Origin of the sequence: Barnesiella sp. (genome assembly GCF_022723415.1) — a bacterium.
GTDB lineage: Bacteria > Bacteroidota > Bacteroidia > Bacteroidales > Barnesiellaceae > Barnesiella > Barnesiella intestinihominis.
On record NZ_JAIJHU010000041.1, the window covers coordinates 18,587 to 33,278 of the forward strand.

At 44.8% G+C, this 14,692-nt stretch carries 11 protein-coding genes; 5 read left to right on the top strand and 6 right to left on the bottom strand.

The window, feature by feature from the left end; translation table 11 throughout:
- Positions 1–177 precede the first annotated feature (177 nt).
- Together QVD32_RS09250 and QVD32_RS09255 are read left to right on the top strand one after the other, a co-directional pair.
- Entirely contained in the window at positions 178–1,875 is a 1,698-nt protein-coding gene (locus QVD32_RS09250) for a S1 family peptidase (RefSeq protein WP_118687573.1), read from the top strand.
- A gap of 29 nt (positions 1,876–1,904) precedes the next feature.
- Entirely contained in the window at positions 1,905–2,318 is a 414-nt protein-coding gene (locus QVD32_RS09255) for a hypothetical protein (protein WP_147401621.1), read from the top strand.
- Between the two features lie 116 nt (positions 2,319–2,434).
- On the opposite strand, the gene QVD32_RS09260 is transcribed toward QVD32_RS09255, so the two are convergent.
- The 6 genes from QVD32_RS09260 to ligA form a co-directional block, all read right to left on the bottom strand.
- Positions 2,435–3,382 (bottom strand): DNA-methyltransferase, encoded by a 948-nt coding sequence (locus QVD32_RS09260; protein ID WP_118687575.1) that lies wholly within the window; start codon positions 3,380–3,382, stop codon positions 2,435–2,437.
- A gap of 1 nt (position 3,383) precedes the next feature.
- Complete coding sequence (locus QVD32_RS09265; RefSeq protein WP_118687576.1) at positions 3,384–6,374, bottom strand: AAA domain-containing protein; 2,991 nt, start codon at positions 6,372–6,374, stop codon at positions 3,384–3,386.
- Positions 6,375–6,655: 281 nt separating this feature from the next.
- Complete coding sequence (rbp, locus tag QVD32_RS09270) at positions 6,656–6,901, bottom strand: RNA-binding regulator (protein ID WP_021891022.1); 246 nt, start codon at positions 6,899–6,901, stop codon at positions 6,656–6,658.
- Between the two features lie 262 nt (positions 6,902–7,163).
- Positions 7,164–8,057 (bottom strand): 4-hydroxy-tetrahydrodipicolinate synthase, encoded by an 894-nt coding sequence (dapA, locus tag QVD32_RS09275; RefSeq protein WP_021891021.1) that lies wholly within the window; start codon positions 8,055–8,057, stop codon positions 7,164–7,166.
- A 33-nt stretch (positions 8,058–8,090) separates the two neighbouring features.
- The gene (locus QVD32_RS09280) at positions 8,091–8,672 is read right to left on the bottom strand and encodes a DUF6913 domain-containing protein (RefSeq protein WP_021891020.1); all 582 of its coding nucleotides are present in this window, start codon (positions 8,670–8,672) and stop codon (positions 8,091–8,093) included.
- Between the two features lie 11 nt (positions 8,673–8,683).
- Positions 8,684–10,693 carry an NAD-dependent DNA ligase LigA gene (gene ligA / locus QVD32_RS09285; RefSeq protein ID WP_021891019.1) on the bottom strand — a complete coding sequence of 670 codons (2,010 nt, stop codon included), beginning with the start codon at positions 10,691–10,693 and terminating at the stop codon, positions 8,684–8,686.
- Between the two features lie 237 nt (positions 10,694–10,930).
- Here ligA and QVD32_RS09290 point away from each other — a divergent pair, with 237 nt between their 5' ends.
- The 3 genes from QVD32_RS09290 to QVD32_RS09300 are packed head-to-tail and all read left to right on the top strand — an operon-like array spanning position 10,931 to position 14,499.
- On the top strand, positions 10,931–11,710 hold the full coding sequence (locus QVD32_RS09290) for an alpha/beta fold hydrolase (protein WP_118687577.1): 780 nt from the start codon (positions 10,931–10,933) through the stop codon (positions 11,708–11,710).
- Positions 11,707–13,269 (top strand): UDP-N-acetylmuramoyl-tripeptide--D-alanyl-D-alanine ligase, encoded by a 1,563-nt coding sequence (locus QVD32_RS09295; protein WP_118687578.1) that lies wholly within the window; start codon positions 11,707–11,709, stop codon positions 13,267–13,269. The genes QVD32_RS09290 and QVD32_RS09295 overlap by 4 nt, the downstream gene beginning before the upstream one ends.
- A gap of 48 nt (positions 13,270–13,317) precedes the next feature.
- The gene (locus tag QVD32_RS09300) at positions 13,318–14,499 is read left to right on the top strand and encodes a D-alanine--D-alanine ligase family protein (protein WP_118687579.1); all 1,182 of its coding nucleotides are present in this window, start codon (positions 13,318–13,320) and stop codon (positions 14,497–14,499) included.
- Positions 14,500–14,692: the final 193 nt, after the last annotated feature.

The window sequence follows — 14,692 nt, forward strand, 5'->3', positions numbered from 1 at the left end:
TTCATTCGGGCTTTATCATTTGCTCAAAAAGAGTGTACAGAGATAACAATATTCTGCTCATATAGTTAAATAAAGTTAATAATTGGAGGGGGGGTAATTTTCGATCTCTTTTAATTTTTTTTATCGCATTCTACCTTCTATTTTTGCACATATTAATATTATGTAAAATACAGTCAAATGAAAAAGAAGGTTATGATTTTCTTTGCACTGATTGTGGGAACTATCGCTTCGGCACAAAATCTACGCGAATCCATAGCGATCGTTCGACCCAATTTCAGTGAAAGTACCCAAACATTCCTTACCGATTTTAGCAAATCGTTACGTAAAGACGGATTCTATGCGGCAGCCGACATTCTGCAAAATTACGGGAAAGGGTCGTTCGGGACCGGATTTGCCTACCGGGATAAACGAGACGGTCGGTTATACATCATCACCAACCGTCATGTGGTAGAACAAGCCGAAACCGTCGATGTCGAATTTTCTTTACCGGACAACAGTTCAAAAACATTCGCAACATGTCCCGTAGTGGGTGTGCACGATGATTTCGATGTCGCATTCATCGCACTGCCGGAAGAAGCCAATATTCCCACGCTCGATATAACAGACAAGAGCATAACCGACGGCACTCCCGTATTTAGTGCCGGATTTCCCGCATTGGGAAACAAACCCTCTTGGCAGCTGGGACAAGGAATCGTATCGAATGCCAGTGCCCAAATCAAATCCCTGACCAACGGAAAAGAACTGCCTTTGGTACAACACACGGCACAAGTCGATGCCGGCAGTTCCGGCGGGCCCTTACTTATAAGAGATGAAAATGCAGCCGCAGGATTCGCCGTGGTAGGAATCAATACGTGGAAAGCATCCGACCGGGAAAATACCAATTTTGCTATTCCGGTACACGCCATCGACGATTTCCTGAAAAATTATTCCACCGATACACAATCTCTGCTTACCCAAACAGAAGTCTCAAATAGAGCATCGGCCATGCTCAAAGCTGCCCAATCGTCCTATCAAGCAGTCATGCCATTCGTTTCATATCGGTATGTATCGAACATCTCGGCCAACACGTTTTACGATTTGGTCAATGCTGCCTCCGATGCTGCCACAGATGCCATGAAATCGTGCTTCGAGCAAGGGCAACCGTTGGAGGGTATCCGTATAGGATTGTCCGATATTATCTGTCGCCAGTTCTCCGGGAGAAACTATACTTTTTCGACCGTGGCCGATCTCGATTCCATCGGCAGGACCGCCGAGGCCATATATACCACAGGCAACAAAAACATCTCTACCCGATGGATCATGGAGCAAGGACGCTGGCGGTTGAGCGCTGCGGAAAATATCAAAGCCAGTCGAATCGAGCCTAACGGTATCTCAAAAAGTTACGGATTCGGCACATCGATCTATATAGGGCTCGTTTATCCTTTCAATAATGATGCGTTCGACATGTCGTACAACATAGCGTTCAAACGCACCATACTCACATTCATGACCTACGAAGTCACCGCCTCTCTTCTAAAAGTCAAAACCGAAAAGACAGAATGGGAAGGAGCTAATGAAATCGTAAAACCCCATTCGCACAATGTCTTCGACCTCGACCTTAATATCGGCGGACAATTACCTGTCAAATGCGGCCCTATCTATCTCGTCCCATATGCCAAAATTTTGGGCGGGCTTTACTTCGGATCCGATTTAACCGGTATCGATTACGGATTCGGAACCGGTGTGGAAATAGCCTACAAGTTCGGTTATCAAAATTATGTATTCGCCAACATAGGTTATATAGGCAAACGCATGAAGCCCTTCGACGACGAAGAATTTCGCCTCAAATCGAAAACTCTTTCAGGATTGGCGTTCTCGATAGGAGTAAGTTTTTAACGAATCACTTTATCTAAAACAAATACAATATGAAAAAGATTTTATGGCTATGTCCGCTAATGTTGCTGATGATGGCATTCATCGGCTGTGATGACAAAGAAAAAGACGATGACGAAGGTCTGAGTGGTCAATTATCAGAAACCACATGGGCAGCAGAAGTAAAAAAGTATCCGTTCCTCACCAATTTCCCGGAGTATGACGGTGAATTGGAAAACCACCGCTACGACGATACCTATGGAATATTACAATATATCATAATGGATTACAAATGTGAAGAATCGCTTAAAACCAAATATTGCGCCAAACTGACAGCTGCCGGATTCGTAGACGAAGACGGGTATGGAATTTATAAAAAGACAACCACAGAATACAAATTGGCAGTCAGTATCTCATACGGAGGAGGCACGTTGGCTCTTAGTTTAAGTGCAGAACCTATCCAATAGAGAAAGAGAAACGCACTCGATCGCTCTCGAAGCATGCGATAAAAAGTCCGATTGAGGTATTTTCAATCGGACTTTTGCTATTTCTATTCCATGAACGAACGACCATCACGAAAAGGTCACCCCATCGACCCGCTATTTCTCTCCCAAAACACACCGTCCCGGTAGCCCTGAATCGTCTTGTTCCCATCGGCAAGAAGCAGACGCTTTGCCGCCCATAGGCAATACTCTTCGTTAAGCTCTATGCCGCAAAAGTTTCGGTTCAACTTTTTCGCTACGACGGCTGCCGTCCCGCTCCCCATAAAAGGGTCGAAAACGACATCGCCCACCTCCGACGAGGCCAAAATTAATTTGGCATACAACTTCTCCGGCTTTTGTGTAGGGTGGTCGGTATTCTCGGGCATAGACCAAAAAGGTATGCTTATATCGTCCCAAAAGTTCGAAGGATAAGTAGAACGAAAATTCCCCTGTTCCGTACACTCCCAGTCTTTCGGTTGTCCGTTTTTCCGATAAGGAGCGATTACCCGGCGTCTCATTTTCACAGCCTCGACGTCGAAATAATAATTCTTACGGTCCTTCACGGCAAACCAAATATCTTCCATTCCGTTCTTCCAATTGTTCCTTGCTCCCCGACCTTTCTCTCTTTGCCAAGTTATTCGGTTAAGGATAGAGAGACCGGCCCTTTCAAGCACAGTTTGCAAAGCCGATGTGGACTTCCAATCGCCACAAAGATAGAGAGAACCGTCCGACTTCAACTTTTCGCAAACTTTATAAAACCAAGTTTCGAGATAACTGATATAAGCCCCGTTATCCATAGCCTCGAACTTCATGCCATGAAAATCTTTCGTCAGATTATACGGTGGATCGATAATCACCAAGTCGGCGAAACCGTTCGGGATTCGATCGATAATCGCCAACAAATCGGCATGTATTATTTTATTGAGTACATTTTCTCCCCGCTCGATATCCGATAAAGTCGAAACCATACCCCTCAACTGTTCCACCTCCTCGCCCGTAACAGACAATGTTCTGTTTCTACCGGCACGTTTCCGTTCTTCCCCTCTCATACTATTCACTCGATATATTTTCCAAATGCGTTATCAAAATCCGGTAAATCGGATTCCGAGACAACAGTCGCGAATTTCCCAAAACGAAAAGCTGACGCCGAGCACGAGTCAACGCAACGTTTAATTTCCGGTCTATCAGTTGTCCCGACTCTTCCGTATAACTCGGCAACCACTCCAATTGCGACTCGTCGTTCACACAGAACGAGTAGATGATGCAATCGTTTTGAGAACCTTGAAACCGCTCCACCGTATCGACACGAATAGTATCGAATGCAGAAATACCGAATTTATCGAGTTCTTGGCGGATTCGAGCTATTTGATGTCTGTATGGAGCAATGATTCCCACCGACCGTTCGTCGAACTCCAACCCGTTACGTTCGTACAATCTATACAAAGCATTTACAATGGCAGCGGTTTTGCAAGCCTCCTCATTATTATATTTTTTCCCGGCACAAAGAGTCTTCGTCGGGAAAAAAGCCGTCCTCTTCGTCGCGATTACTCTTTCCCACTTATCATCGCCCATATTCGTAAAAGGCAGTAAAGATATTTGATGGGGGGCATTTCCATCGCGCAACGCCCCTTTATAAAAATAAGTATTGGCAAACGATGCAATATCGGGATGCATTCGCCATTGGCAATCGAGCATATCGGCAAAAGGAGAACCTTCGGGCAATCGCCGGTACAGCCGCTCGAATAAAGAAATACGACAATCGACAAACCCGGCCGAACGCAACCGTTCATCGGTGATAACAGACTCTTCCGCAGACTGCACGACAACGGCGGGCAACTGTTTATGGTCTCCTATCAAAATAAATTTACCTATGGCATCCCGTCCCGTAGGTGTCTTGGCAGATAACAGCCCTACGAGTTGAGGTTCCAATATCTGTGAAGCCTCATCGACAATAGCCACATCGAATCGTTTCAGATTAAAAAGCTCCATCTTCCCCGACAAAGAAGACAAGGTAGCCACAAACACGCGGCAAGAGTGTATCGAACGGTTCGCCTCCTCCCTATTCCGACATTGCTTCATGCGCTCGGACAACAAGTGAGAACGGTATGCGACATCACATGAAAGAGTCTGTCCTACCCGAATATAATCATCGACCTCACCTATCGTTTCCAACTTATCGCAGATTTCATCTACCGCACGGTTGGTAAAAGCCACCAATAAAATCTGGTAATCCGGAATAGCCAAAAACTCCCTCACCATATTCCGCAACGCCACCGAAGTTTTTCCTGTTCCCGGAGGCCCGACCAACAGAAAATAATCCTCGGCTTGCAGAGCTTTTAATAAAATACGGGATAAATCGGGACTGTCATATTCATAGGACAATCGACGAGACATATTTCGGACTGGCGACTCTCCCGCCTCGCCGACCAACAAACCCCTGCGATGCGGAGAGGCATCCAACATCGCATACAAACCTTTGTACTGTAACAAAAACGAAGAATCTACATAGTCGTGTTCTACCGCATAACAAGAAGCTATCGGCAATGCCTCGGCATACGATTGGTTATCCCGTAATCTCAACACGACACGGTCGGCCGTCATAGAAGCGATCGTCGCCTTGAAAACTTGTCGGGTAGATACTCTATCGGCATCGGTATCGCACACATAGAACAAAACAATATCACCCAGTCTGAAATCGGGAGACGGCGTATTTCCCGGCAAAATAAATTCGACTTCGGGAATATCTTCCGCCGCACAATTTCGAACCAACCGCAGTCCTGAAAACATATAGCCTTCCCTCTCTTTTTCGTCCCGAGTCATTCGCCACAAAGAAGCAACGCCGGAAATTCCGCTACCCGAAGGATAGCCGATTTTCGACAAATAATGTTCTCGCGAAACAAACGCATAAAACCGATAGAAATATCGCAGAGCCAAATCGTTATCGTCTCGTCGCTCCAATCTCCTGCGGCCACAGTCTATCTCGGGACGAATATACTGCTCGGTAAACAGACTGGGCCGGGGAATGAGGTTATCGGCGGTCAGCCGACTTACCAACCATTCAGCCTGTACATATCCATATCGAGATATATCCCGTTCGACAGACACAATTTTATTCCTCAAATTCAAAAGTTTCTGCAATTCCCTCGTCGATGTTTTCACCGGACGCAAGCAACCTTCCGGGTTCAAATTTCGAGAATATAACAAATAGAAATGCTGGTTTTCCAATTTTACACCAAGTACACTTTGTATCATCGACTGATACAAAGCACACTGAGCCCGATGCGGAAACGACACTTTCGACAAATCGTTTTCGGGATAAGGCGGGCGGCCGGCTTTCAACTCAATACAACAGAGGCCGTTTTCCACTTGTAAAAAATCGAGACGGCCCTGCAATCCCAAAGCCTCACAGATAAAAGAAGGTTCGACCATCGCTTTTCGGCGGTCTATTCCCAAAGCAGAAAAATCCGTACTCAGAATACGTTTCAATGTCTCGAATTGACTGTGGAGATTCTGAAAAAATCCTCTATCTACCGACTTTGCCGAGACAAATTCTATCGGGTAACGAGCAAAAATTTTCGGCATTAAGGAATCGAAAGTTACACTCCGAAAATCTTTCGACGTTATCAGTTCATCAAAAATCAAATTAACGGCATTACCCAACAAAATAGAATCCGTTATCGTCTTGGGACGTATACGATTCCAAAAATAACGTTGCCAACACGTTCCATATTCCTGCACACACTCGGCTAACGCACTGGCATCAACCAAATAATCGGGTTCCAATATAAGAAAACGAGGGAGCAATCCGCCATCGACTATAATAACGTCTACCAAATTCAATTTAGAACCGGGTTCCAACAAGCACAAGATTTCGTCGAATTCACTATTCACCCCGTCCCGATGAATCCACACCGGCATTTCCCCGAGTAAAGAGGGAGCCGCAACACGAACCCGCAATTCATTTTCTCCCGCACAGATTACCTCTGCGGTAATACGACGAAACGAATCGTGTGTATCCTCCTTTACTTCCGAGCTGTGCATCTCCTCCTTTATTCTTCTATATAATATTACCGATTTTTATTTCAGTACAAAAATACCCATTCGACCCCACCAGCCCAAATAAATACGATCTATTTTATCGTGAATTCTTTTGCGATAAAATAGGCTTAGTCTATAATTAGCGGGCATTGTCTTTGTATATTCCATCGCCATGCGACACAGGGGGAAGGAATAAATTCTGATTTTACAAAAAAAGCGCAATCTTTTCAGATTGCGCTCCAAAGAATCTATTGTAAATCTAAATACAAAGAGTCTTGTGAAATTTAAGCTCTCGGACGAGCTTCTTTAATGACCAATGCACGACCGGCAAATTCTTTACCAGACAATTCTTCGATCGCCCGTTTGGCAGCTTCGTCATCAGACATCTCGGCAAAGCCGAAACCTTTTGAGCGACCAGATTCACGATCCACGATAATTTTTACCGAATCAATTGCACCAAAACCTTCCAATAAGGTTTGAAGGTCTTGTTCTTTAACCCCATAATTGAGGTTTCCAAGATAAATGTTCATAAGAAAAAAATAAATGAATAAAATTAAAACTTCCGCATCGGATACTCTTATGAACTTAAAATAAATAATCTCCCGTTTTTTCACAGAAGAGAATCTCTGTGTAAGCACATATAGCTTCGATACGGGAGCAAATTAAAGTATAATTTTCGGATATATCATCTATTTTCCCAATTATTTTTACAGAAATCTCATTTCTTGGGAAAATATATCAATCTTTCACTTATTACCGAACAAGGCTCGCATTCTGTTTCTTATAAAAATTTTACGGAATATAGTGTAAACTTTGCAAGACAGCTCGGATCTTCTCATAAGTCGTAATACGGGTAGGGACAAGTGGCAATCGTAATTTATTCTCGATATATCCCATAGCATTCAACAAGCATTTAACTCCGGCCGGATTTCCATCGACAAACAATAGGCTGAACAATTCTGTGAAGCGATGATGAATAGACAAAGCATTGTGAAAATCTCCATTCAACGCTAATCTCACCATCTTGCTGAACTCTTTCGGGAAAGCATTCCCGATAACAGAAATCACTCCTACGGCCCCCAAAGTCAACAACGGGAAAGTAATACCATCGTCTCCCGAAATGACCATAAAATCGGCAGGCTTATTTTTAATGATATCGTCCATCTGAGTGATATTTCCAGACGCTTCCTTGATGGCGATTATATTAGGATATTCTTTGGCAAGACGCAATGTTGTTTCGGCATTCATATTCACGCCGGTACGCCCCGGAACATTATATAAAATAACCGGCAATTTAGACGCCTGAGCGATTGCACTATAATGCTGATATATTCCCTCTTGGGAGGGCTTATTATAATAAGGAACCACCGATAAAATGGCATCATAACCCGAAAAATCGTCTTTTTTCAAATGGTCTATAATACCCCTCGTATTATTTCCACCTAACCCGAGGACGAGAGGAATACGGCCCTTCGTACGTTCTACTACAAATCTTTTTATCTCCGTTTTTTCTTCTTCGGTCAATGTAGGAGTTTCGGCAGTAGTTCCCAACACGACAAGATAATCGGTTCCATTTTGTATCAAATATTCAATAAGTCGCGAAAGGGCTTCGAAGTCGATACTTTCGTCTTCTTTGAAAGGCGTGATAAGTGCCACTCCCATTCCGCTTAAATTGATTCTCGTCATAGTTTTATATCCTCTTAAATACCGATTCCAAAATTACAGATTATTCTCTTTTACACCAATTTTCTTCCAATAAAAAAGAGCACTCTGTAACAACTCGCCGGCATTCGGTTTCGATCTACCTACTCCGGTATCACCATCTTCGGATACTCCTCCTCGGGGAGACGACTCCGGCAAAAGAATTTGCAAATTGAACGGATTGCCTTCTCCTTTGGGTACTCCTATTTTAAAAATAGACCGGGAACGTACAGCCAAATATAATAAAGGCAAGGATTTAGAAATCGACACATCGATCAACACATCTCCATCGTTATCGTCAAAATTTCTCAGGAAAGCCCGAGTCGGTCTTTTTAACAACCAACAAGTCTGCAAAACAAGTATCGGACTGCATCCGGGAACCTCTACCGATACCTTGTCTTTGCGATGTGTATCTATAACCAACGTGACATCAATACCCGCCCGAACTATCTCCTGAATGCCGGGAAGAAGAGATTGAACATCTTTGCCCTGAGCCATCAATACCAAACGCTTAGTCTCTCCAAAAGGGCAAAACCCATCGCTCTGTCTTCTTTTTAGCTGACGCTTGATCGCCCATTTAGTAATAAACGAAAATAACATGAATTATCTATTTATTGAATCATCTCCAAAAACTCTTCTTCGGATAAAATCCGAACTCCTAATTTTCTCGCCTTTTCAAGTTTAGCCGGCCCCATATTCTCGCCTGCCAGAACATATGTCGTTTTACCCGATACGGAACCCGTATTTATACCTCCGTGCTGTTCGATAAGAGCTTTATATTCATCACGGGAATGATGGGTAAACGTGCCACTGATAACGATTGTCGCACCGGATAACTTGTCGGTTCTCTCCGAAAGTCGTTCTTCGGTAATTTGCATCTGCACTCCATATTGTCTCAACCGTTCTACGAAACGGAGATTATCCTCATCAGAGAAATAAGCTACGACACTTTGAGCGATACGCACCCCTATGTCTCCTATCCGAATCAAGTCCTCGGTAGTCGCCTCGATAATACGGTCTATCGAATGAAGAGCCAACGCCAACTTCTTGGCGACCGTTTCGCCCACGTAACGAATACCCAATGCGAATAATACCCTCTCGAACGGAACGGAACAAGACTGTTTCACCGCATCGACGATATTTTGTGCCGATCGTTCTCCCATACGTTCCAAACCGGCTATCACATCGGGCTGTAAAGTATACAAGTCCGAAGCGTCTCTCACCAAGCCCAAACTATAAAACTGACCTATCGTTTCACTTCCGAGACCTTCGATATTCATTGCCTTGCGACTGATAAAGTGCTCTATCCGCCCTTTAATCTGCGGAGGACAACCTTTTTCGTTCGGGCAAAACCATGCAGCCTCTCCCTCGATACGTTTCAGCGGAGTCCTACACTCAGGTTCCGGACACTCTTTAATAAAACGTACTTTTTCTCCTATCAGTAAACGAGCAGAGGTATCTACCGCTGTAATTTTAGGAATAATTTCGCCTCCTTTCTCCACAAAAACCATATCTCCGATGTGCAAATCGAGAGCGTTTATAATATCTTCATTGTGCAAAGTCGCCCTCTTGACAATAGTACCCGACAACAATACCGGATCGAGATTGGCGACAGGAGTGACGGTTCCGGTACGTCCCACTTGGTAAGACACAGAATTCAATCGCGTAAGGGCTTTTTCTGCTTGGAACTTATAGGCTATCGCCCAACGCGGAGATTTTGCCGTATATCCCAAATTCTTCTGTTGCCGCAATGAATTTACTTTAAATACCATTCCATCGGTAGCGACGGGAAGATTCTTCCGCTCCATGTCCCAATAATTGATATACTCTTTCACCTCTTCTACGGAGTGAAGTTTGCGAACGGCATCCGAAACTTTAAATCCCCACGACCGAGCATATTGTAAATTTTCATAATGCGTATCGGCCGGTAAATTTTCGCCCAACAGATAATACAGATAAGCATCGAGTCCCCGCGCCGCTACCACAGCCGAGTTTTGTGATTTCAACGTTCCCGCCGCCGCATTGCGTGGATTGGCAAACAAAGGCTCCTCCTGTTCCTCTCGCTCTTTGTTCAAAGCATCGAAAACAGCCCAAGGCATCAATATTTCACCTCTTATCTCGAACGAGTCGGGATAGTCGTTGCCTCGCAACTGCAAAGGGATACTGCGGATTGTTTTCACATTCTCGGTAACGTCATCGCCTCGCGTACCGTCTCCACGAGTAACCGCCCGCACCAATCTACCTCCTTCATAAATCAACGATATGGAAGTTCCGTCATATTTCAGTTCACCCACCAATTCAAAATCCTCTCCCATCAATCCCGAACGAACCCGTTCGTAAAATGCCGATACTTCTTCTATCGAATAGGTATTGCTCAACGACAACATCGGGTAACGATGTTCCACTTGGGAAAAAGATCGATTTATATCGTTCCCGACACGCTGCGTCGGTGAATTGGGATCGAAATACTGTGGAAAAGTCTCTTCCAACCCTTGCAATTCATGCATCATTTCATCGAATGTACGATCATCGATCGTGGGAGCGTTCAACACATAATAATTATAATTATGCTCATCGAGTTCCCGACGTAAACGCTCTATCTTTTCTTGGGGAGATTCCATAGGGACATTAGGTTTTGTTTTGGGCAAATATAGTGAAAGTTGAGTGCAGAGACAAGAGGAAATCATATTTCCAACTTGGCTATGCTGAAACGAATCCTATCACAAATATAGTGAAAGGCGAGCGCAGAAGCAAGTATTCGAAAATACTTCCGCTCGGTAAGACGAAATTAAAGCAATCTTTATTTTGCTCGGCTCTCGCTTATTTGTATCTTTGCATTAGAATGCAAAAGAGGGAGAATGTTACAGTCGAAATCATTGTGTGGAGTCACTTTACAGTATAACATCGAAGGAGACGGTTATCCGGTTATCCTCATGCACGGCTGGGGGTGCAACCACACGACCGTGCAGTCGATAGAACGACTGCTATCACCTCATTTCAAGGTATACAATCTCGACTTTCCCGGATTCGGCGGAAGTAGCACTCCACCCTCGATATGGGGCGTGGAAGAATATACGCAAATGCTCGAAGCGTTCGTAAAAGACGAAAATATAGAAGCCCCAATTCTTATCGGGCACTCTTTCGGGGGACGGGTATCTATCTTATACGCCTCACGAAACAAAACCCATAAAGTTATTTTGGTCGACGCTGCCGGGATTAAGCCCAAACGCCCATTAAAATACTACCTGAAAGTCTACTCGTTCAAACTATGGAAAAAAGTCTTACCACTTGTAATCGGGAAAAAACAAGCTGAAAAAACAATCGAGAATTATCGCCGCAAATCGGGTTCGGCAGACTATAATGCGTTGACAGGTATCATGCGTAATATAATGGTAAAAGTTGTCAACGAAGACCTTAAAGCGGTTTTGCCGAAAATCCAGTGTCCCGTTCTTCTTCTATGGGGAAAAAACGACACCGCCACCCCATTGCGAGATGCCCGCATCATGGAGAAACTGATTCCCGATGCCGGGCTGGTAGCATTCGACGATGCCGGGCATTACAGCTTCCTCGACAAGCCCTACGAATTTAACACCGTCTTACAAAACTTTTTACAAGACGACATAAAAAGAAAATCATGAACGAAATACTCACTCTCGTCACATTCCTTGCACTGCTCTTTTATACAGGAATAGAGATGAAATTCCAGTTGCAAATGTTGCAACAAAATTCCTACCGAAACGACCGATACAACCGTTGGTTAAAAGGAGAGTCTTTCGCCTCCGTATCCCGTTTGACCGATTTGTTTCTGTTATTGCTGTTGTCTACCAACTTCCTGCCGACATTCGTACAAATCGTCACGATTACAGTGGTCTTGGCAAAAAGCGTAAAAGGTTTACAAACCAAATATAAAAAACCTTTGGTTTTCACCAAACGGGCTACGCGCTTATACATCGCTGTATTGTTGCTCTCGCTTCTTGTCGCAGGACTCGCAGCCGGCTTAACGACTCTTTCCAACGGTAGCAGAGCCTTATTGGCGATAGCTATCTTAGCCCCCTATTTCATGATGACTGCCAACATCATCATGCAACCTGTCGAGAAGCGAATCAACCGAAAATATTACGACGAAGCGAAACAAATTCTCTCCCAAATGCAAGACTTAACTGTCATAGGCATTACCGGGAGCTATGGAAAAACCAGTACCAAGCACTACCTTTACCGCATACTTTGCGAGCGATACAACGTGTTAATGACTCCCGGCAGTTTTAATACGCCTATGGGAGTAATCCGCACCATACGGGAACAAATGAAGCCTTACCACAACATTTTCATCTGTGAAATGGGGGCTAAACAGATCGGTGATATCAAAGAAATATGCGATCTCGTCGCACCTCAAATAGGTATTATCACCGCCGTGGGTGAACAGCATCTCGAATCGTTCAAAACGATCGGGAATGTACAACGTACCAAATTCGAACTGGTCGACGCTTTACCCGGCTCGGGATTGGCCGTTATCAACAACGACTTCCCCTATATAGCCAATCGGCCGGTCGAAAACGTCCCCGTGAAACGCTATACGATAGCCGATACCGGTGCAGACTACCATATCGAGGATATTCGCTACGATACAGATGCCACCCGCTTTACTGTGGTAGGCGGTGGAGAACGCATAGAACTGAGCACGAAACTCATCGGCGAGTGCAACCTCTCCAACCTCATGGCGGCAGTTATCACGGCTCGCCATCTGCAAGTGCCTGTTCCCTCGATACAATATGGAGTGAGCCGAATCGAACAGGTGGAACATCGCTTGAACATGAAGCGGACACCGGGTGGAATTTCCATTATCGACGATGCCTTCAACTCCAATCCCGATGGCGCTCGCATGGCTCTCGACGTACTCCGGCGCATGACACAGGGAAAACGCATCATCATCACACCGGGTATGATCGAGTTGGGTGAAAAACAAGTTGAGTATAACTACCTTTTGGGCAAACAGATAGCCGAAGTATGTGATTACGTCATGGTAGTAGGCAGATACAATAGAGAGGCTATTCTGAAAGGATTGCAAGAAAAGAATTATCCGGAAGACAAAGTTTTCGTTGCCGACACTTTTGCCGACGCACAAGCCCGGCTCGCACAAATCGCACAACCGGGCGACACCGTCCTTTATGAAAACGACCTGCCCGATACGTTCAAATAAATTTCGATTATTATCACAAACCAGATATACAGTTTATCACAAAAAATTATGAAAACTACCGTAGGTGTTTTTTTCGGAGGCCGCTCCACCGAGCACGAAATCTCCGTTATCTCGGCTCTCCAAGCCATCAATGCTTTTAATAAAGAGAAATACGAAATCATACCCATATACATCACCAAACAAGGACGTTGGTTCAGCGGCGATGCCCTGCTCGAAGTAAAAAACTATCGCGACATGGCTGCCCTGCAAAACATGTGCGCCGAGGTTTACATGATTCCCGAATACGGCGACTACAACCTATACCGTAAAAAAAGAGCCCTTTTCGGGAACAATATATGGGCAAAACTCGACGTAGTCATTCCCGTACTGCACGGCAGTAACGGCGAGGACGGTATATTCGAGGGCGTACTCGAATCCATAGGCATACCCTATGCCGGTTGCAACACACTCTCCTCGGCCAACGGCATGGACAAGATAACCATGAAGATGATTATGGAAAAGAGCGGTATCCCCATCGTCGATTACGTATGGTTCACCGACAAACAATGGTTCGCCCAACGCGATAAGCTCATCGAGGGAATCGAGACCCGATTGGGATATCCCGTCATCGTGAAACCTGCCAATTTAGGTTCGAGCGTAGGTATCTCGCATGCCGATAATCGTGAAGAACTCATCGCCAAAGTAGATGTCGCCGAAAAATACTCTACCCGTATCGTTATCGAAGATATGGTCGAAGAACTGAAAGAAATCAACTGCTCGGTATTGGGCGACTGCGACGACTACCGTACCTCGGTATGCGAGGAGCCTATCAAAAGCGGCGATATTCTCACTTACGAAGACAAATACATGGGTGGAGGCAAATCCAACAAAGGCATGCAAGCCACACAAAAACGTATTCCCGCCGACCTCTCTCCCGAAGATACCGCACGGGTACAATTCCTTGCCGGCGAAACGTTTCGGGTATTGTCTTGCCACGGGGTCGCCCGTGTCGATTTCATGATCGACGGTAAAAGCGGCGACATCTATGTCAACGAAATCAACACCATTCCCGGTTCCCTCTCGTTCTACCTATGGGAAGCCTCCGGCATACGCTTCGACCAGCTTATGGACAAATTAGTAGACCTCGCCTTGAAACGCAAACGCGAGTCTTCCATGAAGACCGTCAGCTACGACCAAAACATTTTCAACCTCGGCAAAGGGCTGAAAGGCGGGAAAACGGGAGCTAAATAACTTACAAAAATATTATGGATAAAACGGGGCTATCTCTAACGACCGATAGCCCCGTTTAGTTATTTCAAAAAAATCCTACTTATTTCGTCACCTAATAACCGGGATTCTGATCCATATTGTCGTTATACAAAATATCGTTCTCGGGAATTGGCAATGCCCAACGATAGCTCGGGAAATCGATATTTTTCGTGAG

What these genes read in the sequence shown, in the direction of transcription:
- QVD32_RS09250 (WP_118687573.1), top strand. Translation starts at nt 178, where the DNA reads ATGAAAAAGAAGGTTATGATTTTCTTTGCACTGATTGTGGGAACTATC.
- dapA (WP_021891021.1), bottom strand. Translation starts at nt 8,057, where the DNA reads ATGACGAGAATCAATTTAAGCGGAATGGGAGTGGCACTTATCACGCCT.
- QVD32_RS09280 (WP_021891020.1), bottom strand. Translation starts at nt 8,672, where the DNA reads ATGTTATTTTCGTTTATTACTAAATGGGCGATCAAGCGTCAGCTAAAA.
- QVD32_RS09295 (WP_118687578.1), top strand. Translation starts at nt 11,707, where the DNA reads ATGAACGAAATACTCACTCTCGTCACATTCCTTGCACTGCTCTTTTAT.
- QVD32_RS09260 (WP_118687575.1), bottom strand. Translation starts at nt 3,382, where the DNA reads ATGAGAGGGGAAGAACGGAAACGTGCCGGTAGAAACAGAACATTGTCT.
- rbp (WP_021891022.1), bottom strand. Translation starts at nt 6,901, where the DNA reads ATGAACATTTATCTTGGAAACCTCAATTATGGGGTTAAAGAACAAGAC.
- QVD32_RS09255 (WP_147401621.1), top strand. Translation starts at nt 1,905, where the DNA reads ATGAAAAAGATTTTATGGCTATGTCCGCTAATGTTGCTGATGATGGCA.
- QVD32_RS09290 (WP_118687577.1), top strand. Translation starts at nt 10,931, where the DNA reads ATGTTACAGTCGAAATCATTGTGTGGAGTCACTTTACAGTATAACATC.
- QVD32_RS09265 (WP_118687576.1), bottom strand. Translation starts at nt 6,374, where the DNA reads ATGCACAGCTCGGAAGTAAAGGAGGATACACACGATTCGTTTCGTCGT.
- ligA (WP_021891019.1), bottom strand. Translation starts at nt 10,693, where the DNA reads ATGGAATCTCCCCAAGAAAAGATAGAGCGTTTACGTCGGGAACTCGAT.
- QVD32_RS09300 (WP_118687579.1), top strand. Translation starts at nt 13,318, where the DNA reads ATGAAAACTACCGTAGGTGTTTTTTTCGGAGGCCGCTCCACCGAGCAC.